Source organism: Quadrisphaera sp. RL12-1S (genome assembly GCF_014270065.1).
Taxonomy (GTDB): domain Bacteria; phylum Actinomycetota; class Actinomycetes; order Actinomycetales; family Quadrisphaeraceae; genus Quadrisphaera.
This window is the reverse complement of the sequence record NZ_JACNME010000016.1, coordinates 52,334-70,721: the sequence shown is the minus strand read 5'-3', so window position 1 is coordinate 70,721 and position 18,388 is coordinate 52,334. Positions and strand designations below refer to the sequence as shown.

The following is an 18,388-nucleotide window of genomic DNA, read 5'->3' as shown; positions in this document are numbered from 1 at the left end:
CCTCGGGCCCGTCGCGCTGCGCCTCTGCGGTGCAGTCCAGGGCCCGGACGGGCCCGTTCCTGACCCTGGACTGCACCGCAGCGGTCCCCCTCCCGCACTCCCCGCGCTTCCCGCGGCACGTGCGGGAGGGTGCGCGGGTCCGGCGGGTCAGTGGAGGGCGCCGCCGGGGACGCGCAGGTCGGCCCGGTGCTCCAGCGCCGCGCGGACCACGGCCGCCAGCGCCCGCGCCAGCTGCTCCAGCGGCAGGGTGGGCGCGTCCGGCGGGTGCGGCAGGTCGCTCGCCCACGGCAGGTGGACGAAGCCGCCGCGGGCGCGCTCGTCGTCGTCCTGCTCCGAGAGGTGGTGCATCAGGGCGGCGAAGACGTGGTTGCAGACGAACCCGCCCGCGCTGGCCGACAGCTGCGCCGGCACGCCGGCCTCGACGACGGCGCGGACGGCCGCCTTGACCGGCAGCGTGGCGAACCAGGCCGCGGGCCCGCCGGGCACGGAGGGGACGTCCACGGGCTGGCGCCCCGCGCCGTCGGGGATGCGGGCGTCGTCGAGGTTGACCGCCACCCGCTCCACCCGCACCGCCTCGGTGCCGCCCGCCAGACCGGCGCAGACGACGACGGCGGGGCGCACCTCGCGGACGGCCGCGCGCAGCAGGTCGGCGCTGCGGCCGAACTCCACCGGCAGCAACCGGGTGTGCGCCTCCAGTCGGCGCGCGGGTCCTGCCGGGTCGGAGGCCAGCAGCTCCGCCGCCCGCTGGGCCGCCGGCCACGACGGGTTGGCCTCGTCGCCGGCGAAGGGCTCGAAGCCCGTGAGCAGCACCCGGGTCGGTCGGACGTCCACGCCCCCCATGCTGCACGCGGCGCCGGACCGCGCTGTCGGCGGCGCGGTCTAGCCTTCCGCGGTGACCTCGGAGCAGCCAGCGCCCGCCGACCGCCAGTACGAGGACCTCCTCGCGCACGTCATGGCCCACGGCGCTGCCAAGAGCGACCGGACCGGCACCGGCACGCGCAGCGTGTTCGGCGCCCAGCTGCGCTACGACCTGTCCGCCGGGTTCCCGCTGGTCACCACCAAGCGGGTCCACCTGCGCTCAGTGGTGCTGGAGCTGCTGTGGTTCCTGCGCGGAGACGGCAACGCCCGGTGGCTGCAGGAGCGCGGCGTGACCATCTGGGACGAGTGGGCCGGCCCTGACGGCGACCTCGGTCCCGTCTACGGCGTGCAGTGGCGCTCGTGGCCCACCCCCGACGGCGGGACGGTCGACCAGCTGGCGCAGGTGGTCGAGACGCTCCGGCGCGACCCCGACTCGCGCCGCATGCTCGTCTCGGCGTGGAACGTGGCCGAGCTCGACAAGATGGCGCTGGCGCCCTGCCACGCCCTCTTCCAGTTCTACGTGGCCGACGGTCGCCTCTCCTGCCAGCTGTACCAGCGCAGCGCTGACCTCTTCCTCGGTGTGCCGTTCAACATCGCCAGCTACGCGCTGCTGACCCACATGGTCGCTGCCGAGGTGGGCCTGGAGGTCGGTGACTTCATCTGGACCGGTGGCGACTGCCACGTCTACGACAACCACGTCGACCCGGTCCGCGAGCAGCTATCCCGAGACCCGCACCCGTTCCCGCGGCTGCAGCTGCGTCCGGCGCCGCTCTTCGAGCACGCCTACGAGGACGTCGAGGTGGTGGGCTACGTCCACCACCCGTCCATCAAGGCGCCGGTCGCCGTATGAGCGGGGCGAGCGGTGCGCCGGGCAGCCCCACCAGGGTCGGCGCTGTCTGGGCGCAGGACCGCACCGGCGTCATCGGCGCCGACGGCACCGTCCCGTGGGACGTGCCGGAGGACATGCGCCACTTCAGCCGCACCACGCGCGGCCACGGCGTGGTCATGGGACGCGCCACCTGGGACTCCCTGCCGGAGCGCTGGCGGCCGCTGCCGGGCCGGCGCTGCGTGGTGCTCACCCGCGACCCCGCGTGGTCGGCTCCGGGCGCGCTGACCGCCACCACGCTCGCGGCCGCCGTCAGCGCCGCCGCCGAGCCGGGGGAGGGCGCCGACGGCGAGGTGTGGGTGATCGGCGGGGCGCAGGTGTACGCCCTCGCCCTGGCCGAGCACGCCGTCGACGTGCTCGCGGTCACGGAGGTCGACGTCGACGTCGAGGCCGGCTCCGACCAGGAGCGCGACCAGCTGGCGCTCGCCCCGACCGTCGACCCGGCGCGCTGGGCGGTGTCACGGCGCGAGCCGGAGGGCGGCGGCTGGGCTACCGCGGAGAACGGCACCCGGTACCGGATCACCTGGTACGAGCGCACCTGACAGCGGGGCGGGTGTCTGACCGGGTGTCTGGCCCGGGGCACGCGGACGTGCTTGTCTGAGGCCTTGTCCGCCGGCGCCTCGACCCGTCCGCTGGTGGCCGGCTGCGCCGTCGCGGCGCTCCTGGTGGTGCTCGCCGCGGCCGCGGAGGGCCTCACCGCCCCGTCCGGCCGCTCGGCGACGCTGCCCGGGGCGCCCCTGCCGACACCCACCCCCACCCCGACCCGGGCCCCGCTGACCCCCGCGCCCGGCAGCCGCGGCCTGGACCTGCCCGGCTGGCTGGGTCCCCTCCTCGTGGTGGTGGCCGCGCTGCTCGTGGCCGGCCTGGTCGCCCTGGTGGTGTCCCGGCTGTGGCAGCGCCGCCGCAGCCGCCCCGAGTCGCTCGACCCCCTCGAGGAGGTGACCGGCACCGGCACCGCTGCGGCCGCCGCGCCCGCGGTGCGCCGCGGCATCGCCAGGTCGCTGGAGGTCCTCGAGTCCCCGCGGGACCTCGACGACGCCGTGGTCCGCGCCTGGCTGGGCCTGGAGGAGGCCGCCGCGGACGCCGGCGTCCCGCGCGCCGCCGCCGAGACCCCCACGGAGTTCACCGCCCGCCTGCTGAGCAGGGTCCCCGCGGACCGCGAGGCGGTCGAGGTGCTGCGCGAGCTGTACGCCCGCGCGCGCTTCGGGGTCCGCGCCGGCGCGCGCACCCGCAGCCCGGTGGAGCAGGACGAGCAGGACGAGCAGGACGACGACGCCGCGCGCGCCCGTGCCGCCCTGCGGGCGCTGGCCCGCTCCTGGAGCGGCACGTGAGAGCGCCGACCGCACCGACCGCGCTGACGGCGCCGACCGCGCGGACGTGGCTCGCTCCGCTGGCACCCCTCCTGCGCCCGCCGCGCCGCACTCGCCTGCAGGTGGTCCTCGCCGTCGTCGTCGTGCTCGCGGTGGCGATGGTGGTGGCGGGCTGGGACGCCGCGGAGGTGGTCACCACCTCCGCGTCCCTGCTGTGCGCTGCCGCGGTGGCGGTGGTGCTGCCGCGCGCGGACGAGCACCGCTGGCCGCAGGCGCCGCCGGCCTCCGAGCCGGGCTCGCGCAGCGACCTGGTGGGCCTCAGCGTGGCGTTCACCGCCCGCCAGGGCGGCATGGGCCAGGCGGGCCTGGTGCGGGTGCAGGCGCTGGGACGGGCGCGGCTGCGCCGGCGCGGCGTGGACCTGGACGACCCCGCCCACCGGCCGGCCGCCGAGGAGCTGCTGGGGGCCGCCGCGGTGCGCGTGCTGCTCTCCCGCTCCTCCCCGACGCCCGGGACGCGGGCCGTGGCCCACTGCCTGGCGCGGCTGGAAGACCTGGGACCGACACCTCGAGGGGGAGGCCGCGCGTGAGCGAGCAGCAGCTGGAGGTGGCCGACGTCGCGGCGCTGTCGCGGGAGGTGCTGGACCGGGTCGGGCGCGTGGTGGTGGGCATGGACGACGCCCTCGAGCTGGCCCTGGCCGCGCTGCTCGCCGGGGGGCACGTGCTCTTCGAGGACGTGCCCGGCCTGGGCAAGACCCTCGCCGCGCGCAGCCTGGCCGGCGCGCTGGGCCTGGAGTTCCGGCGCCTGCAGTGCACCCCCGACCTGCTGCCCGCCGACATCACCGGCTCGTTCGTCTACGACCCCGCGGCCCGCGGCTTCGAGTTCCAGCCCGGGCCGGTCTTCACCAGCCTGCTGCTGGCCGACGAGGTCAACCGCACCCCGCCCAAGACGCAGTCGGCGCTGCTGGAGGCGATGGCCGAGGGGCAGGTCACCGTGGAGGGCCGCAGCTACCCCCTGCCGCAGCCGTTCCGGGTGGTCGCCACGTCCAACCCCGTCGAGCACGAGGGCACCTACGCCCTGCCCGAGGCCCAGCTGGACCGGTTCATGGTCCGCCTGGCCGTCGGCTACCCCGACCGCGCGCAGGAGCAGCGCATCCTGCTCAACCGCGTGGAGCGCCGCCAGGAGGCCGCGCACGTGGAGCCGGTGGTCGACGGCGAGCGGGTGCTCGCCCTGCAGGCCGCCGTGGAGGCCGTGCACGTGGACCCCGACGTCGCCGGCTACTGCGTGGACCTGGCCGTGGCCACCCGCAACCACCCCTCGGTGCAGGTGGGCGCCAGCCCCCGCGGCTCGCAGGCGCTGCTGCTGGTGTCGCGGGCGCTTGCGGTGCTGGCCGGGCGGGCGTTCGTGCAGCCGGAGGACGTCAAGCGCGCCGCCGTCCCCGTCCTGGCCCACCGCCTCGTGCTCACCACCGACGCCTGGGCCGCGGGCATCGACACCGCCGAGGTGGTCCGCGGCGTGGTCGCCACCACCCCCGGGCCCGCCACGGCCGGGGCCGCGGACGCCCGACCGTGACGCACCAGCCCCGGTGGCGCTGGACGGCGTCCCCCGCCGTCGCGGTGGGCCTGGGCGTGGTGCTCGCCGCCGCCGGGCTGCTGCTGGGCCGCCCCGACGTCGCCCTGCTCGGAGCGCCGCTGCTCGTGGCCGCGGCACTCGGGTGGCAGCGGCTGCCGGCCGGGGAGGCCGGTGCGGCGGTGGACGCGGCCCCCGGGACGACGGCGACGACGACGGCGGGGGAGGCGGCGGTGCCGGACGGGCACCACGTCGACCACCGCGTCGACTACCGAGTGACCCTCCAGGCGCCACCGGGCGTCGAGGCCTCCCTCGTGCACCTCACCGTGGTGGGCGGGCGCTCGCGGCTGCTCGCCGTCTCGCCGTCCACCCGCGAGCTGCGGGGCCGCGTGCGCCTGCTCGGCGTCTCGGGCCCGCAGGAGGTGGTGCGCGCCTCGCTGGCGCTCGTGGCGCCCGACGGCGCGGCGGTGGCCGGGCCGCTCGGCCCCGCGGGCGCCGAGCGCGTGCTCGCGCCCGCGTTCGCCCCCGCCGCCGACCTCCCGCTGCCCCCGGGCCTGCGCGGGCTGAGCGGCGTGCACGACTCCTCCCGCCCCGGACAGGGCGGCGACTTCCGCGACATCGGCCCCTTCACCCCCGGCGACCGGCTGCGGCGCATCGACTGGCGCGCCACGGCCCGGCGCTCGCGGACCGCCGGGGAGATCACCGACCTGTACGTGCGGCGCAGCCTCGCGACCTCGGACGCGGTGGCCGTCGTCGTCGTCGACAGCCGGGACGACGTGGGGGAGGTGGTCGCGCAGTGGGGCGCCAACCGCGCCGACCGGCGCGGGGTCAGCTCGCTGCACCTGGCGCGGCAGGCGGCCAGCGCCATCGCCGCGGGCACCGTGCGACGCGGCGACCGGGTGGCGTTCTGCGACCTGCTGGCCGCCGGGCGCTCCACCGCGGTCGGCTCCGGCGACCGGCACCTGCGGCGGGTGCTCGCCGCGGTGGCCACCACCCGCGCCACCGGGGTGCTGGCGGGGGTGCGGCGGCTGCCGCCCGTGCCGCCGTCGGCGCTGGTGTACGTGCTGTCCACCTTCCTCGACGACGTCGCGGGCGGGGCGGCCGCGAGGACGTGGCGCAGCCGCGGGCACCGCGTGGTGGCGGTCGACGTGCTGCCGGCGCCCCGGCTGGGCGGCAGCACCTCGGCACAGCGGCTGGCCCACCAGGTGGTGGCGATGGAGCGCGAGGACCGCCTGGAGGACCTGCGCGCGGTGGGCGTCGAGGTGGTCGCTTGGGCGGGCGCCGGTGGCGCGTCGGGACGGCGGGCGCAGCTGCGGGCCCTGTCGCGCCGGCGGCCCCGGTGAAGATGCCGGGGAGGCTGGGGGAGCGGCTCGCGGCGCTGCGGCTCCCGCGGCGGGGGCCGGCCACCGCGGCGCCCTCGTGGCCGGACGTGGGGCCGGCGCTGCCGGTGCTGTCGCTGCGCGCCGCCGCGGGGGTGGTGGCGGCGGTGCTGGTGCTGGCGGCGCTCCCGGGGGCGGGCGTGGCGCCCGTGGCGGTGCTCGTCGGGGTGCTGGTGGCCGTGTGGCCGGCGCCCGTGGCCGTGGTGGTGCTCGTGCTGGTGGTGGCGGGCGCGCAGGTGCTGCGTCCGCTGGTGCCCGTGCGACCGGGGTTCTTCGTGCTGCTGGCCGGCGTGCACCTGCTGCACGTGCTGACCGCGCTGGTCAGGGCGTTGCCGTGGCGGGCGCGGGTGCAGCTGGCGGTGCTGGCCCGGCCGCTGCGGCGGTACGCGGTGGTGCAGGTCGGGGCGCAGGCGGTGGCGGTGGCGCTGCTCGCGGCCGTGCCCGGGCCCCGCGGGGGTCTGGGCGGTGCGCCCGTGCCGGTGCTGGGGGCGGTCGGGGCCGTGGTGCTGCTGGTCCTGGCGCTGGTGCTGCTGCGCCCCCTGCTGCAGCGCCCGCCCCGCTGAGCGGCGGGGAGGACGCGGCGCTCACGTCCACTGTCGCCACCAGCCCCCGCCCCCCTCCTCGCGACGATCACGCTGCTGCGCGCCACTACCCGCTGTGCGGGGTGACGTCGAGGAGCACCTCGACGTCACCCGACGACGACGGCCGCCCGACCGCCTCCCGGCTGCTCACGCGCCCGGTGAGCCGGTACGTGCCGGGCTGCGGGTCGACGAGGGTCACCAGCCAGCTCGCCTGCTCCTGCAGGTCGCCGCCGCGCGCGCCCTCGGGCAGCGAGGCCTCCCAGCTGCGCCAGTCCAGGGCGACCACGCGCCCGCGCCCGTCCCCGCCGTCGACCTCCAGCGGCGCGGCCGCCTGCCGCAGCGACCCCGCGACCGCACCGTCCGCGGCGTCCTGGAGGTAGACCGTCACCTGCACCACCTCGCACGGCCGCACCGCCCGCGCGGCGTACCCGGAGAGGTCGCGCACGCTCGCGCCCACCTGCAGCCCGCCCGTGACCCCGCCCAGGGTCGCGGTGGGAGCGCCGTCGGCGCTCAGCGCGCGGGCGCTCACCGCGACGTCCACCGGAGCGGCGCCCGCCGGCGCCTGGCACCCCACGACCCCGTAGGGCGCGGGGGAGCCGCCGGCGCTCTGCGCGCTCGAGACGGCCTCGGCCACGAGCGCGCCCACCAGCGTGGCGGCACCCACGCAGATGAGGACCAGCAGGCCGCGGCGGGGGAGGCGGGGCTGGGCGTCGTCGTCCTGCCCGTCCGCGCGCTCGACCTGCACCCGCCCAGTCTCGCCCGTTCGCAGCCACCGCGGCTCGCACATCGCCGCCGGGAGGGGGAGGTCGGGGGCCCGTCCTGTCCGCTGGATCGACAGGTGGCGGCGTGTTGACCGCTCAAGGCTCGACCCGCTGCAGGACCATGGAGTTCCACGTGCTGCCGTGCCGGCCGTGGTCGGCTGCTGTGGCTCGGTGCTGGCGTCCCACGACGTGCTGGCCAGCGATGTCGCAGGCGACGACGCCTGGCAACCTCCTCAGGTCGACCTGCGGGCGCGCCGAAGGACTCAGCGGGTGGGCTGGTGCCGGTGGGAACCACCCGATCCAGGTCCGAGACCGGGGCTTGGACGTGGCAGTCCTGCAGTGAGGGGATGCGCGACCGTGACAGATGCAGCGGCGCAGGAGTGGTTGCTCGGCCAGGTCGACAGGATCGTCCAAGAGCGTCTGCGTCACCTGCTCCAGGAGCTCGTCGAGCGCTTGTCCTTGGCGACGTCGGAGGCGGTGTCGCTGCGCCGCCTCACCCAGGACGGTCGCACGCTCCTGACCGTGGCCTGGTACCACCCAGACCCCGAGGTGCGTGAGGCGACCGGGCGCGTGGTCAGCGCTCCGGGGTCGGTGGAGGACAGCGGCATGTGGCGACCCGTCGTCGGAGGTCGGGTGGTCCGCTACCACATGCCCGCGGGATCCCTGCCGGAGCAGGCGTCGGCGGCGCAGGCAGTCTTGCTGGCTCGCTACCCGCTGCGCGCGATCATGGGGGCGCCGGTGAGAGCGGAGGACGGGGTCCTGCTCGGGGGTGTGGCGTTGATCCGCTTCGCGCGAGACGCGCCCTTCAGCGATGCCGACGAGCGCATCCTGATCGCCTTCGCCCACCAGGTCAGCCGTCTCCTCGCGCTGGTGGAGCTGGACTGACACCCCGCGGGTCGGCGGTGGCGGTCGTCGGGTGCTGATGGCTCGCGGTGGTGAGCTCCGGCACCTCCCGCTCGCGCTCGGACAGCTCCGCCAGCGGCCCGCCGGGCTCACCCAGGGCCTCGTCGTCGCTGTTGCTGGTGATCACAGGGACGCACAGGTCCGGCATCCGCGATCGCAGCTCGCGGCACACGGCCACGCCGTCCCCGTCGGGCAGGCGCACGTCCAGCACGGCCACGCCGCGGCGCACCACCTCGTGGAGGTGTGGGCTGCTCGGCCACCGAGCCTTCCCGCTCCTACGGCCGCCCGCAACGGCGCGTCCCCGACCGCGTGAGCCCTCGGGCCCATCGCCACGGGACCAAAGACCCCTGCAGACCTGGGGGGCGGCACACGATGTCACAGCGATGGGCCACCGAGCCACGACGGACGTGCGCTCGTTCCCCCCTGCACACATCAGGAGACGCCATGATCCGCCGCTTCAACGACCTGCGCATCGCCGGCAAGCTGAGCCTGGGCTTCGCCGTCGTCTGCCTGCTCCTGCTCGCCGTCTCCGGGGTGGGCATCCTGCGGCTGGGTGGGTCGCAGGCGAACCTGCACCTGCTGGCCACCAGTGGGATGGGTTCGGTGGAGACCTCAGGCAGGACGATGACCGCCTTCGTGCAGGCTCGGTTCGACCTGGCCAACGCCGCCCTGACTCCCGACAGCGCCGGGACTGACGCAGCCTTGAAGGCCCTCGACGCCGATCAGCAGGCCCTGGACGCGCAGTGGACGGCGTACCTGGCCACCGAACCGGCCACCACGCCGGCCCAGCAGGAGGCGTACACCTCCGCCCTGGCGCAGTGGCGCAGCGCTGTCGACCAGCTCATCCCGCTGGCCAGGGCCAACGATCTGAAGGGCTTCGTCGACCTGCGCGCCAAGACCGCCAACCCAGCTGCCAAGAAGGCTCTGGAGGCGCTGAGCACCATCAACAAGACCGAGGCTGACGCCGCGACGACGATGGCTGTCCAGGGGCAGTCGTCCTACCACGATGCCGTCGTCCTGCTCCTGGGGTGCACCGTGGTGGCCATCGCTCTGGCCGTGGCGATCGCCCTGGTGGTGGCCCGGTCGGTGACCCGGCCCCTGTCCAAGGTGGTCACCGTGATGCGCGAGGTCGCTGCCGGGGGCCTGGACCGCCGCGTCGGCCTGACCACCAAGGACGAGGTCGGCCAGCTCGCCGACGCCGTGGACACCACCGTGGCCACCCTCGGCACCGCCATGCGCGACATCGCCGCCGAAGCCCGCTCCCTGGCCGCGTCCTCGGCCTCCCTGTCCAGCGTGGCCGCCCAGATCTCGGCCGGCGCCGAGGAGGCCGCCACCCAGACCCAGGTCGTCTCAGCAGCCTCCGAGCAGGTCACCGCCTCCATCTCCACCGTCGCCGCCGCCGGGGAGGAGATGACCGCCGCCATCGCCCAGATCGCCACCGCCACCGCCGACGCCTCCGCCATGGCCTCCAACGCCGTCACCGCCGCCGGCTCGGCCGGCGGCGCCATCGAGCGCCTCGGGGTCTCCAGCAAGGAGATCGGCGACGTCGTCAAGCTCATCACCACCATCGCCGAGCAGACCAACCTGCTGGCCCTGAACGCCACCATCGAGGCCGCCCGCGCCGGAGAGCTCGGCAAGGGCTTCGCGGTGGTGGCCGGGGAGGTCAAGGAGCTGGCCCGCCAGACCGCTCAGGCCACCGAGGAGATCGTCGGCAAGGTCAACGCCACCCAGAGCGACGCCGCAGCGGCCGCGGCCGCCGTCACCGAGATCGGGGACGTCATCGGTCGCATCGATGAGGTGCAGTCGACCATCGCCGCGGCGGTGGAGGAGCAGTCGGCGACCACGTCGGAGATGGTCCGCAACGTCACGGAGATCTCCACCGGGTCCGCGCAGATCTCCGCGAACGTCTCCGACATCGCCGCCGGCACCGACGCCAACCGCGAAGGAGCTGGGCACACCGCCGCCACCGCCAGCGCCCTGGCCGCCTCGGCGGCCAAGCTCCAGGAGCTCACCGGCCGCTTCACCGTCTGACCACTCGCCCATCACCCGGCCCGAACCACTGGCCGTGGGACTGGAGCTCGCCGTCCGGCGGATGGAACAGGTGCACCATGAACGACGTCGAATTCATCTACCCACCCGATTACGGGCGCATCGTCGAACAGATCCTGCTGGAGAACTTCGAGCGACTGCACCGCTTCGAGCGACTGCTCGCCCAAGCGGGCAGGGACCTCACCGGCGCTGCGAACGGCGTCGACGACGTGTCTGATCGCCTGACGAAGGCCCACGCCGCCTCGGTCTTGGTCAGCGGACTGCGCTTGCTGGACCGCGGTCACGCACCAGCGGCGTCCGAAGCTCTGAGCGATGCCGCGGTGCTGGGCACCGTCAGAACCAACCTCGATGCACTGCTCACCCTGCTCTCGAGCCTGATGGTGGACCTGACGGTGCCTCATCAGCAGCCCCGGGCAGACCCCGGGGCTGTCGCAGCGCAGCTCACCCTGGCCCTGGACGCCTTCACCAGAGATCCGCTGTCCCCCACAGCTCTGACAGATCTCACCCACGGATGACCGTTCCAGGCACTCCCGTCCTGGCAGACGACGCGCCGGTGGCTGTGTCCCGGGCCCAGGAGTCGACAGCGATCTTCGAGTCGAGCAGACGGCTGCATCGCGGACGCGAGGAGAAGCAGATGTCCGCCGCCGAGCGACCCAGAGGCCTCGGCGGGCCGACCTGCTCATCGGCGCCGAGGTCGTCACGGCTGCGGCAGCTGGTGCGGAAGAGGTGCACGCCGAGGACCCGCGCAGCGCTGAGCGCGACCAGCGAGTGGAGCTCGGCGTCGAGCGTGCCGCCTGCCCTCCCGCGCCGGGCTCGGCCGGATGAGGGCGGCCCCGGACCGCGGCACCGCTGAGCTGCGCGCCGTCATCCGCGCGATCAGCGCCGGCGGCGGCGCCGTCGCGGCCCGGTGCCCGAGGCCCTGCTCGACGCCGTAGCGCGACGCGCCCGAGAGCGCCGTCCGTGCGACCAGCCGACCCGGTGGCTGCTGACCGAGGGTGGGGGACGCCGCTCACGCAGGGCACCTCCGGCGACCGGTGGCGACGGGTCCCACGTGGGTCCGGGACCAGCAGCGTGCGTCTGCGCGCGAGCCGCGCTGGCGGGTCTGCTCGACAGCCTCGCCGGCGCGGCTCCGGAAGTCCATGATCACGGCTGGAAAGTGCTCCGGAAGCCCATGATCACGGTGGGAGGGGTCAGCCGGACTTGCGGCGGAACTCCTGGCGGGCCGTGGCGCCGCCGCGGCCGTGGAGGTTCTTGCCGCCGGCGACCTCGTCGTGCGGGTGTTTCACGCCCTGCTTGCGCTCCAGGGCCTCCTTGAACCGGCGCTTCTGCGCCTCGGCCGGCGTCTCCTCGGGCGCTGCGGCGTCGGGGGTCTGCTCGGCGGCGCTGTCGGTGGGCTCAGGCACGTCGTCCTCCTGGTGGGCGTCGGGTGCTGGCGCCCCATCCTCGCGCGCCCGCTCGTGCGCGGTCACGGGGGTTTCCCGCGGCGGGCCGCCGTCGTCGTCGTGCCGCGCTGCACCGGCAGGACGACGACGGCGGGGGACACCGGCCGCCCTCGCTAGGGTGGGCGACCATGCGCATCGGAGTTCTCACCGGGGGCGGCGACTGCCCCGGCCTCAACGCCGTCATCCGTGCCGCCGTGCTGAAGGGCACGGACACGTACGGGTTCGAGTTCGTGGGCTTCCGCGACGGCTGGAAGGGCCCGATCGAGGGGCTCACCACGCCGCTCGACCGCTCCGTGGTGGAGCACATCCTCCCCGTCGGCGGCACGATCCTCGGCTCGTCCCGCACCAACCCGGTCAAGATGGAGGGCGGGGTCGACGCGATCCGCGCCACCATGGCCCGCCTCGAGGTCGACGCCCTGCTGGCGATCGGCGGCGAGGACACCCTCGGCGTGGCCACGCACCTGCACAGCCAGGGCATCAAGGTGGTCGGTGCCCCCAAGACCATCGACAACGACCTGTCGGCCACCGACTACACGTTCGGCTTCGACACCGCCGTGCAGATCGCCGTGGACGCGTGCGACCGCCTGGCCACCACCGGCGCCAGCCACCACCGCGCCATGATCGTCGAGGTCATGGGCCGCCACGCGGGGTGGATCGCCCTGCACACCGGCATGGCCGCCTCGGCCCACGTCACGCTGCTGCCCGAGCAGGAGTACGACGCCGACGAGGTCGCCGCGACCATCGCCAGGGTCGCCGAGCGCGGCGAGGCCCCCCTGGTCGTCATCTCCGAGGGCGCCATCGCCGCCGGCGGCGACGTCACGCACACCGGCGCCGAGCTGGACGCGTTCGGCCACGTGCAGCTCAAGGGCGCCGGTGAGGCGCTCGAGCGCATCCTCAACGAGAAGCTGCCCGACCTGGCCACCCGCGTCACGGTGCTCGGCCACCTGCTGCGCGGCGGCACCCCCACCGCGTACGACCGCATCCTCGGCACCCGCTCGGGCCTGTCGGCCGTCACCGCGATCGCCGAGGGGAACTTCGGCACCATGGCCGCGCTGCGCGGCACCGAGGTCGTCCAGGTGCCGCTGGCCGAGGCCACCGGCGAGCTGAAGACCGTGAGCACGGCCCGCATCGACGAGCTGAAGCACGTCTCCGGCTGACACCACCAGCCCACCCGGGCAGCTCACGACGGGCCGCTCCTGCCGCCGACCAGGTGGTGGGAGCGGCCCGTCCGCCGTCCGGGCGGATGACGGCGGCGGGCATCGGAGAAACCGCTGTGCCCGCGCCCGTACCCTGACCTGTTGTGAGCACCACGACGCAGCCCGGCGCCGTCCCGCCCGCCTCCACGGGCCCCGTGAAGGGGTCCACGGCCGGCGTGGCCTACCGCTCCGCCCTCGACGCCCCCGCCGCGCCCAACGGCGCCGTGGCCGACCTGCCCTCGGAGCTGCCCGCCATGCAGCAGCCCGAGTGGGACGAGGCCGAGCTGGCCGGCGTGGTGGCCGAGCTGTCGGGGCTGCCGCCGCTGGTGTTCGCCGGCGAGTGCGACGCCCTCACCGAGCGCTTGGCCGCCGCGGCCACGGGCCGCGCCTTCGTGCTGCAGGGCGGTGACTGCGCCGAGACGTTCGCAGACGCCACGGCCGAGTCCATCCGCAAGCGGATGCGCACCATCCTGCAGATGGCGGTGGTGCTCACCTACGCCGCCAGCACCCCGGTGGTGAAGATCGGTCGCCTGGCCGGCCAGTTCGCCAAGCCCCGCAGCAGCGACTTCGAGACCCGCGACGGCGTGACGCTGCCCGCCTACCGCGGTGACGCCGTCAACGACTTCGCGTTCACCCCCGAGGCGCGCCGCAACGATGCGAACCGGCTGCTCAAGGCCTACCACCACTCCGCGTCCACGCTGAACCTGGTCCGCGCCTTCACCACCGGCGGCGAGGCGGACCTGCGCCAGGTGCACACCTGGAACAAGGGCTTCGCCCGCAACGCCGCCAACGCCCGCTACGAGGCGACCGCCCGCGACATCGAGCGCGCCATCTCCTTCATGGAGGCCTGCGGCGCCTACAGCGACGAGCTGCTGGGCCGCGTGGAGTTCTACTCCAGCCACGAGGCGCTGCTGCTGCCCTACGAGCGCGCCCTCACCCGCACCGACTCGCGCACCGGCAAGCTCTACGACGTCTCGGCCCACTACCTGTGGATCGGTGAGCGCACCCGCCAGCTCGACGGCGCCCACGTGGACCTGCTCTCCCGCGTGCGCAACCCCATCGGCGTGAAGCTGGGCCCCACCACCACCAAGGACGAGGTGCTCGGCCTGGTGGACAAGCTCGACCCGCAGCGCCGCCCGGGCCGCCTGACCTTCATCACGCGCATGGGAGCGGAGAAGATCCGCGACAAGATGCCCGCCGTGGTCGAGGCCGTGGCGGACTCCGGCGCGCAGGTGGTGTGGACGTGCGACCCGATGCACGGCAACACCATCACCAGCCCGTCCGGCTACAAGACGCGGCGCTTCGACGACGTCATCGACGAGGTCCGCGGCTTCTTCGAGGTGCACAACTCCCTGGGCACCATCCCCGGCGGCCTGCACGTGGAGCTCACCGGCGGTGACGTCACCGAGGTGCTCGGCGGCCACCAGGAGATCGCCGACGCCGACCTGTCCACGGCGTACGAGTCGCTGTGCGACCCGCGCCTGAACCACCAGCAGTCCCTCGAGATGGCGTTCCTCGTGGCGGAGATGCTGCAGGAGCGCTCCGCCTGATGGCGTCTGCTGCTGAGGCCAGCGGGTACGGGGCGGCAGCTCCGCTCGAGCGGCCCCCCGTCCGGGTGGACCTGCGCTCCGACACGCTGACCCGGCCCACCGCCGCCATGCGGCGGGCGGTGGCCGAGGCCGAGGTCGGCGACGACGTCTACGCCGAGGACCCCACCACCAACGCCCTCGAGGCGCGGGTGGCGGAGCTGCTGGGCCACGAGGCGGGCCTGTTCACCCCGTCCGGCTCGCTCGCCAACGTGCTCGGCGTGCGGCTGCTCGTGGAGCCCGGCGAGGAGCTGCTCTGCGACGCCCGCGCCCACGTGGTGCGCGCCGAGCTGGGCGCCCACGCCGTCACCTCCGGGGTCACCACGCGCACCTGGGACGCCCCCCGGGGCCTCCTCGACGACGACGCCGTCGGCCGCGTGACCGCGATGATGACGCCGGACGCCGGCCCGCACCTGGTGTCCACCGCGGCCGTGGCCGTGGAGGACACCCACAACTTCGGCGGCGGCACGGTGCAGCCCCTGGCGGCGCTGCACCGGCTGCACGAGCAGACCTCGGCGGCCGGGGTGGCGCTCCACCTCGACGGGGCACGGCTGTGGAACGCCGCCGTCGCCCTCGGCGGAGAGCACGCAGGCGGCTGGCAGGGCGTGGTCCGGGAGGTCGGCGGGATGGTGGCCACCGCGTCGGTGTGCCTGTCCAAGGGCCTCGGGGCGCCCGTCGGGTCCGTGCTGGTGAGCTCCGCGGAGAACATCGCCAGGGCCCGCACCTGGCGCAAGCGCACGGGCGCCGGCATGCGCCAGACCGGTCTGCTGGCCGCCGCGGGGCTGCACGCCCTCGACCACCACGTCGAGCGCCTCGCCGACGACCACGCCCGCGCCCGCCGCCTCGCGCGGGCCGCAGCGGCGGCGCGCCCCGGCTGCACCGACCCGGACGCCGTGGACACCAACATCGTGGTGCTCGACGTCGACGACGCCCGCGCCCTCGTGCTGGCCGCCGCCGAGCGCGGGGTCGCCCTCTCGGCGCTCGGCCCGCGGACCGCGCGCCTGGTGACCCACCTCGACGTCGACGACGAGGGCACCGACCTCGCCGCCTCCGTCCTGGCGGAGCTGCTCAGCCGCTGACCGACCGCCGCCCGGCACCACCGGGGAGCGCGGGGACCGCTCGGCTGCATCCCCCCGCGACGATCATGCGCGTGCGCGCCACGTCCACGAAGGTGGCGCGGAGGTGCTTGATCGTCGCTGGTCGGGGGGCCTGGTCGTCATCCCGTCGCGGGGTCTCGGGGCGTCCACGGGCACGGCCACGGCCACGGCCGCGGACGGTGGCGGCGGTCAGGGGGCGGTGTAGAGCGTGACCGTGGAGCCTGGCGCGAGGAGGGTGCCGGGGGCCGGGTCCTGCTTGACGACGCGGGTGCCGAAGAACTGGATGACGTTGAGCTGCAGGTCCTGCGCGGACAGCAGGCCCTTCGCCTCGTCGAGGGACTTGCCTGTCATGTCCTGCAGCTGCACCTGGGACGGGCCGTCGGAGACCACGAGGTCCACCGCGTCGCCCCGGTGCAGGTCACCGCCGGAGGGGTCCGCGGCGGCGGAGATGACCGAGTCCTTGGGAACGGTGTCGTCGTTCTGCCGGTCGGTCTTCCCGACCTTCAGGCCGGCGTCGGTGATCTCCTTGGTGGCGTCTGCCAGGGACTTGCCCGTGAGGTCAGTGGGAGCGGTGATCGGCTCACGGCCCTTGGACGTGGTGAACCCGACCTCGGTGCCCGCCTTGAGCGGCGGGTTGGGACCCCACTGCTGCCGGATGACCAGACCCTCCGGCACCGTCTCGGACCAGTCCTGGTCCACCGTCCCGACCGCGAGCCCCGCGTCCTGGAGCGCCTTGCTGGCGGCGTCCTGGTCGAGACCGGTCAGCGAGGGCACCGCGCGCAGCTGCGCGCCCCGCGAGACGTGCAGCGTGACCGTGGAGCCCTTGTCCACGCGGGCACCGGCGGCCGGGTCGGTGGAGATGACGCGGCCGGCGGCGACGTCGTCGTCGTACTGGTAGTCGACGGTCGGCACCAGCTCACGGGCGCGCAGGGTCTGCTCCGCCGAGTCGAGCGTGCCGGGCACCACGCCGGGCACCGCGAGCTTGCTCAGCGGGCCCGCCGTGTACGCCCACACGGCGGCCCCGCCCCCGGCGAGGAGCACCGCCGCCAGGGCCGCCACGAGCACCAGCAGGAGCTTGCGCCGGCTGCGGCGGCCACCGGTGGCGGCGCTGCGCTCGTCGTCGTCGGCGGGCAGGCCCAGCGGCCCCGAACCGGCGGGCGAGGGCCGGGGGAGCGCCCGGGTGGCACCGCGCTCCTGCTCCCGCAGCTCCGCTCGGGTCTCGGCACGGGTGTGGGCGCGGGTCTCAGCGCGGGTGGGGGTGCCGGACGCGGCGTCGCGCAGCTCGCCCACCGGCAGCGCCACCACGTGGTCGCGGCTCTGCACCCGGGTGCCGCCCACCGCGGCGGCGACCGCCGGGGACTGCGGGACCAGCGCGGGCGGAGCGTCGAGCACCGTGTCGGGCAGGGAGTCGCGCAGGTCGCGGACCTGCTCGAGCATGACGCCGGCGTCGCGGAAGCGGTGGTCGGGCTCGCGGTGGGTGGCGCCGGCCACCAGCTCGTCCACGCCCGGCGGCAGGCCGGGGCGGACGTCGGAGACCAGCGGCACGTCCTGGCTGACGTGGCGGAACGCGACCTGCGCGGGCGCCCCGCCGGCGAAGGGCGCGCGGCCGGTGAGCAGCTCGTAGAGGACCACGCCGGCGGCGTAGACGTCGGCGCGCTCGTCGGAGGCGCCGTCGAGCACGAGCTCCGGCGCGAGGTAGCCGACCGTGCCGATGAGGGTGCTCGTGGCGCCGCCCGTGGCGGTGGTGGCGGCGCGGGCCAGGCCGAAGTCGGCCACGCGCAGGCGCCCGTCGTCCCCCACCAGCACGTTCTCGGGCTTGACGTCCCGGTGGACCAGCCCGGCGGCGTGCGCGGCGGCGAGGCCGTCGAGCACCTCCTCGATGAGGTCGAGGGAGTCCCCGAGGGTCAGCGGGGCGGAGGCGGCCACCAGGTCGCGCAGGGTGCGACCGGGGATGTACTCCATCGCCAGGTACACCGTGCTGTCGCTGGCGCCCTGGTCGTAGACGGACACGACGCCGGGGTGGCTCAGGCGGGCCGCTGACCTGGCCTCCCGCGTGAAGCGGGCCACGAACGAGGCGTCCGCGGCCAGGTGCGTGTGCATCACCTTGAGCGCCACCGGGCGCTCCAGGCGCGTGTCCGTGGCCAGGTACACCGTGGCCATGCCGCCGCTGGCGATGCGGTCGTGGACGAGGTAGCGGCCGTCGATGAGGCGCCCGACGAGGGGGTCCTTCACCGCGGTCGTCACACCGGCGAGTCTACGGTCGGGTCCTCGCGCAGGAGGCCCACTTCAGCAACACCTCAGGCGGTGGCAGGCTCTGGGCCGTGGCTGACGTGTCCGAAGAGCTGGAGCTGCTGTCCTCGCTGGTGCCCGACGACGGGTGGCTGACGGTGCCCGACATCGTCGAGCGGCTCGACAGCGACGTGCCGAAGGTGCGCCGCATGCTCGACGAGCGGCTGCTCCTCGGCGTGCGCCGCGGCAGCCCGAAGGTGCTGCAGGTGCCGACGCTGCTGGTGGAGCCGGAGCCGATGGTCAGCCTGCCGGGCACGCTGACGGTGCTCTTCGACGCCGGCTTCTCCGACGCCGAGGCGCTGCGCTGGCTGTTCACGCCCGACGAGGCGCTCGGGTGCGCCCCCGTGGAGGCGCTGCGGAGCAACCGCATCGCGCCCGTGCGCCGGCGCGCGCAGGTGCTCGGCTACTGAGGGTCCGGACGGGCGGTCGGGAGCCGCGGACGCTCCGTCGGACCGCCGCGACCGCCCGGATCCACGATCGAGGT

Annotated in this window: 18 protein-coding genes and 1 pseudogene; 14 read left to right on the top strand and 5 right to left on the bottom strand. The window is 75.5% G+C overall.

What is annotated here, in order from left to right:
* Nucleotides 1-147: 147 nt before the first annotated feature.
* Nucleotides 148-840 carry a pyroglutamyl-peptidase I gene (gene pcp, locus H7K62_RS19905; protein ID WP_186721917.1) on the bottom strand — a complete coding sequence of 231 codons (693 nt, stop codon included), beginning with the start codon at nucleotides 838-840 and terminating at the stop codon, nucleotides 148-150.
* A 112-nt stretch (nucleotides 841-952) separates the two neighbouring features.
* On the opposite strand from pcp, the gene H7K62_RS19900 reads away from it, so the two are divergent.
* The 7 genes from H7K62_RS19900 (at nucleotide 953) to H7K62_RS19870 (ending at nucleotide 6,563) form a co-directional block, all read left to right on the top strand.
* Nucleotides 953-1,708, top strand: coding sequence for a thymidylate synthase (locus H7K62_RS19900; protein WP_186722003.1), 756 nt, complete (start codon nucleotides 953-955; stop codon nucleotides 1,706-1,708).
* Nucleotides 1,705-2,286 (top strand): dihydrofolate reductase, encoded by a 582-nt coding sequence (locus H7K62_RS19895; protein WP_186721915.1) that lies wholly within the window; start codon nucleotides 1,705-1,707, stop codon nucleotides 2,284-2,286. Before H7K62_RS19900 ends, H7K62_RS19895 begins: the two co-directional genes overlap by 4 nt.
* 63 nt (nucleotides 2,287-2,349) lie before the next feature.
* Nucleotides 2,350-3,075 carry a DUF4129 domain-containing protein gene (locus tag H7K62_RS19890; protein ID WP_186721913.1) on the top strand — a complete coding sequence of 242 codons (726 nt, stop codon included), beginning with the start codon at nucleotides 2,350-2,352 and terminating at the stop codon, nucleotides 3,073-3,075.
* A complete protein-coding gene (locus tag H7K62_RS19885) occupies nucleotides 3,072-3,641 on the top strand; it encodes a hypothetical protein (RefSeq protein WP_186721911.1) in 570 nt (189 codons plus the stop codon). Before H7K62_RS19890 ends, H7K62_RS19885 begins: the two co-directional genes overlap by 4 nt.
* The gene (locus tag H7K62_RS19880) at nucleotides 3,638-4,624 is read left to right on the top strand and encodes an AAA family ATPase (protein WP_222437921.1); all 987 of its coding nucleotides are present in this window, start codon (nucleotides 3,638-3,640) and stop codon (nucleotides 4,622-4,624) included. Before H7K62_RS19885 ends, H7K62_RS19880 begins: the two co-directional genes overlap by 4 nt.
* The gene (locus tag H7K62_RS24330) at nucleotides 4,621-5,964 is read left to right on the top strand and encodes a DUF58 domain-containing protein (RefSeq protein WP_186721910.1); all 1,344 of its coding nucleotides are present in this window, start codon (nucleotides 4,621-4,623) and stop codon (nucleotides 5,962-5,964) included. Before H7K62_RS19880 ends, H7K62_RS24330 begins: the two co-directional genes overlap by 4 nt.
* A complete protein-coding gene (locus H7K62_RS19870) occupies nucleotides 5,961-6,563 on the top strand; it encodes a hypothetical protein (protein WP_186721908.1) in 603 nt (200 codons plus the stop codon). The genes H7K62_RS24330 and H7K62_RS19870 overlap by 4 nt, the downstream gene beginning before the upstream one ends.
* Before the next feature lie 85 nt (nucleotides 6,564-6,648).
* On the opposite strand, the gene H7K62_RS19865 is transcribed toward H7K62_RS19870, so the two are convergent.
* Nucleotides 6,649-7,326 carry a hypothetical protein gene (locus H7K62_RS19865; RefSeq protein ID WP_186721906.1) on the bottom strand — a complete coding sequence of 226 codons (678 nt, stop codon included), beginning with the start codon at nucleotides 7,324-7,326 and terminating at the stop codon, nucleotides 6,649-6,651.
* Between the two features lie 400 nt (nucleotides 7,327-7,726).
* Here H7K62_RS19865 and H7K62_RS19860 point away from each other — a divergent pair, with 400 nt between their 5' ends.
* Nucleotides 7,727-8,227, top strand: coding sequence for a GAF domain-containing protein (locus H7K62_RS19860; RefSeq protein ID WP_186721905.1), 501 nt, complete (start codon nucleotides 7,727-7,729; stop codon nucleotides 8,225-8,227).
* Between the two features lie 112 nt (nucleotides 8,228-8,339).
* On the opposite strand, the pseudogene H7K62_RS24455 reads toward H7K62_RS19860, so the two are convergent.
* A pseudogene (locus tag H7K62_RS24455) lies at nucleotides 8,340-8,474 on the bottom strand (DNA-binding response regulator); the annotation flags it as partial.
* Nucleotides 8,475-8,689: 215 nt separating this feature from the next.
* Here H7K62_RS24455 and H7K62_RS19850 point away from each other — a divergent pair.
* Together H7K62_RS19850 and H7K62_RS19845 are read left to right on the top strand one after the other, a co-directional pair.
* Nucleotides 8,690-10,276, top strand: coding sequence for a methyl-accepting chemotaxis protein (locus H7K62_RS19850; protein ID WP_186721903.1), 1,587 nt, complete (start codon nucleotides 8,690-8,692; stop codon nucleotides 10,274-10,276).
* A 77-nt stretch (nucleotides 10,277-10,353) separates the two neighbouring features.
* Complete coding sequence (locus tag H7K62_RS19845; RefSeq protein ID WP_186721901.1) at nucleotides 10,354-10,809, top strand: hypothetical protein; 456 nt, start codon at nucleotides 10,354-10,356, stop codon at nucleotides 10,807-10,809.
* Nucleotides 10,810-11,484: 675 nt separating this feature from the next.
* On the opposite strand, the gene H7K62_RS24325 is transcribed toward H7K62_RS19845, so the two are convergent.
* A complete protein-coding gene (locus H7K62_RS24325; protein WP_186721899.1) occupies nucleotides 11,485-11,697 on the bottom strand; it encodes a DUF5302 domain-containing protein in 213 nt (70 codons plus the stop codon).
* 167 nt (nucleotides 11,698-11,864) lie between these two features.
* Between H7K62_RS24325 and H7K62_RS19835 the strand changes: the two genes are divergently transcribed.
* The 3 genes from H7K62_RS19835 to H7K62_RS19825 all read left to right on the top strand — a co-directional run bounded on the left by H7K62_RS19835 (nucleotide 11,865) and on the right by H7K62_RS19825 (nucleotide 15,597).
* Entirely contained in the window at nucleotides 11,865-12,893 is a 1,029-nt protein-coding gene (locus tag H7K62_RS19835; protein ID WP_186721897.1) for an ATP-dependent 6-phosphofructokinase, read from the top strand.
* Between the two features lie 263 nt (nucleotides 12,894-13,156).
* On the top strand, nucleotides 13,157-14,482 hold the full coding sequence (locus tag H7K62_RS19830; RefSeq protein WP_370591870.1) for a class II 3-deoxy-7-phosphoheptulonate synthase: 1,326 nt from the start codon (nucleotides 13,157-13,159) through the stop codon (nucleotides 14,480-14,482).
* Nucleotides 14,482-15,597 (top strand): threonine aldolase family protein, encoded by a 1,116-nt coding sequence (locus H7K62_RS19825; RefSeq protein WP_186721895.1) that lies wholly within the window; start codon nucleotides 14,482-14,484, stop codon nucleotides 15,595-15,597. Before H7K62_RS19830 ends, H7K62_RS19825 begins: the two co-directional genes overlap by 1 nt.
* Before the next feature lie 207 nt (nucleotides 15,598-15,804).
* Here H7K62_RS19825 and pknB read toward each other — a convergent pair whose 3' ends face one another.
* Complete coding sequence (pknB, locus tag H7K62_RS19820) at nucleotides 15,805-17,859, bottom strand: Stk1 family PASTA domain-containing Ser/Thr kinase (protein ID WP_186721893.1); 2,055 nt, start codon at nucleotides 17,857-17,859, stop codon at nucleotides 15,805-15,807.
* Between the two features lie 77 nt (nucleotides 17,860-17,936).
* On the opposite strand from pknB, the gene H7K62_RS19815 reads away from it, so the two are divergent.
* A complete protein-coding gene (locus H7K62_RS19815; RefSeq protein ID WP_370591867.1) occupies nucleotides 17,937-18,314 on the top strand; it encodes an Rv2175c family DNA-binding protein in 378 nt (125 codons plus the stop codon).
* Nucleotides 18,315-18,388 lie beyond the last annotated feature (74 nt).

Bases quoted from the DNA above. Each gene is read 5' to 3' on its own strand.
- H7K62_RS19835 (WP_186721897.1), top strand. From the start codon at position 11,865: ATGCGCATCGGAGTTCTCACCGGGGGCGGCGACTGCCCCGGCCTCAAC.
- pcp (WP_186721917.1), bottom strand. From the start codon at position 840: ATGGGGGGCGTGGACGTCCGACCGACCCGGGTGCTGCTCACGGGCTTC.
- H7K62_RS19900 (WP_186722003.1), top strand. From the start codon at position 953: ATGGCCCACGGCGCTGCCAAGAGCGACCGGACCGGCACCGGCACGCGC.
- H7K62_RS19845 (WP_186721901.1), top strand. From the start codon at position 10,354: ATGAACGACGTCGAATTCATCTACCCACCCGATTACGGGCGCATCGTC.
- H7K62_RS19895 (WP_186721915.1), top strand. From the start codon at position 1,705: ATGAGCGGGGCGAGCGGTGCGCCGGGCAGCCCCACCAGGGTCGGCGCT.
- H7K62_RS19850 (WP_186721903.1), top strand. From the start codon at position 8,690: ATGATCCGCCGCTTCAACGACCTGCGCATCGCCGGCAAGCTGAGCCTG.
- H7K62_RS19825 (WP_186721895.1), top strand. From the start codon at position 14,482: ATGGCGTCTGCTGCTGAGGCCAGCGGGTACGGGGCGGCAGCTCCGCTC.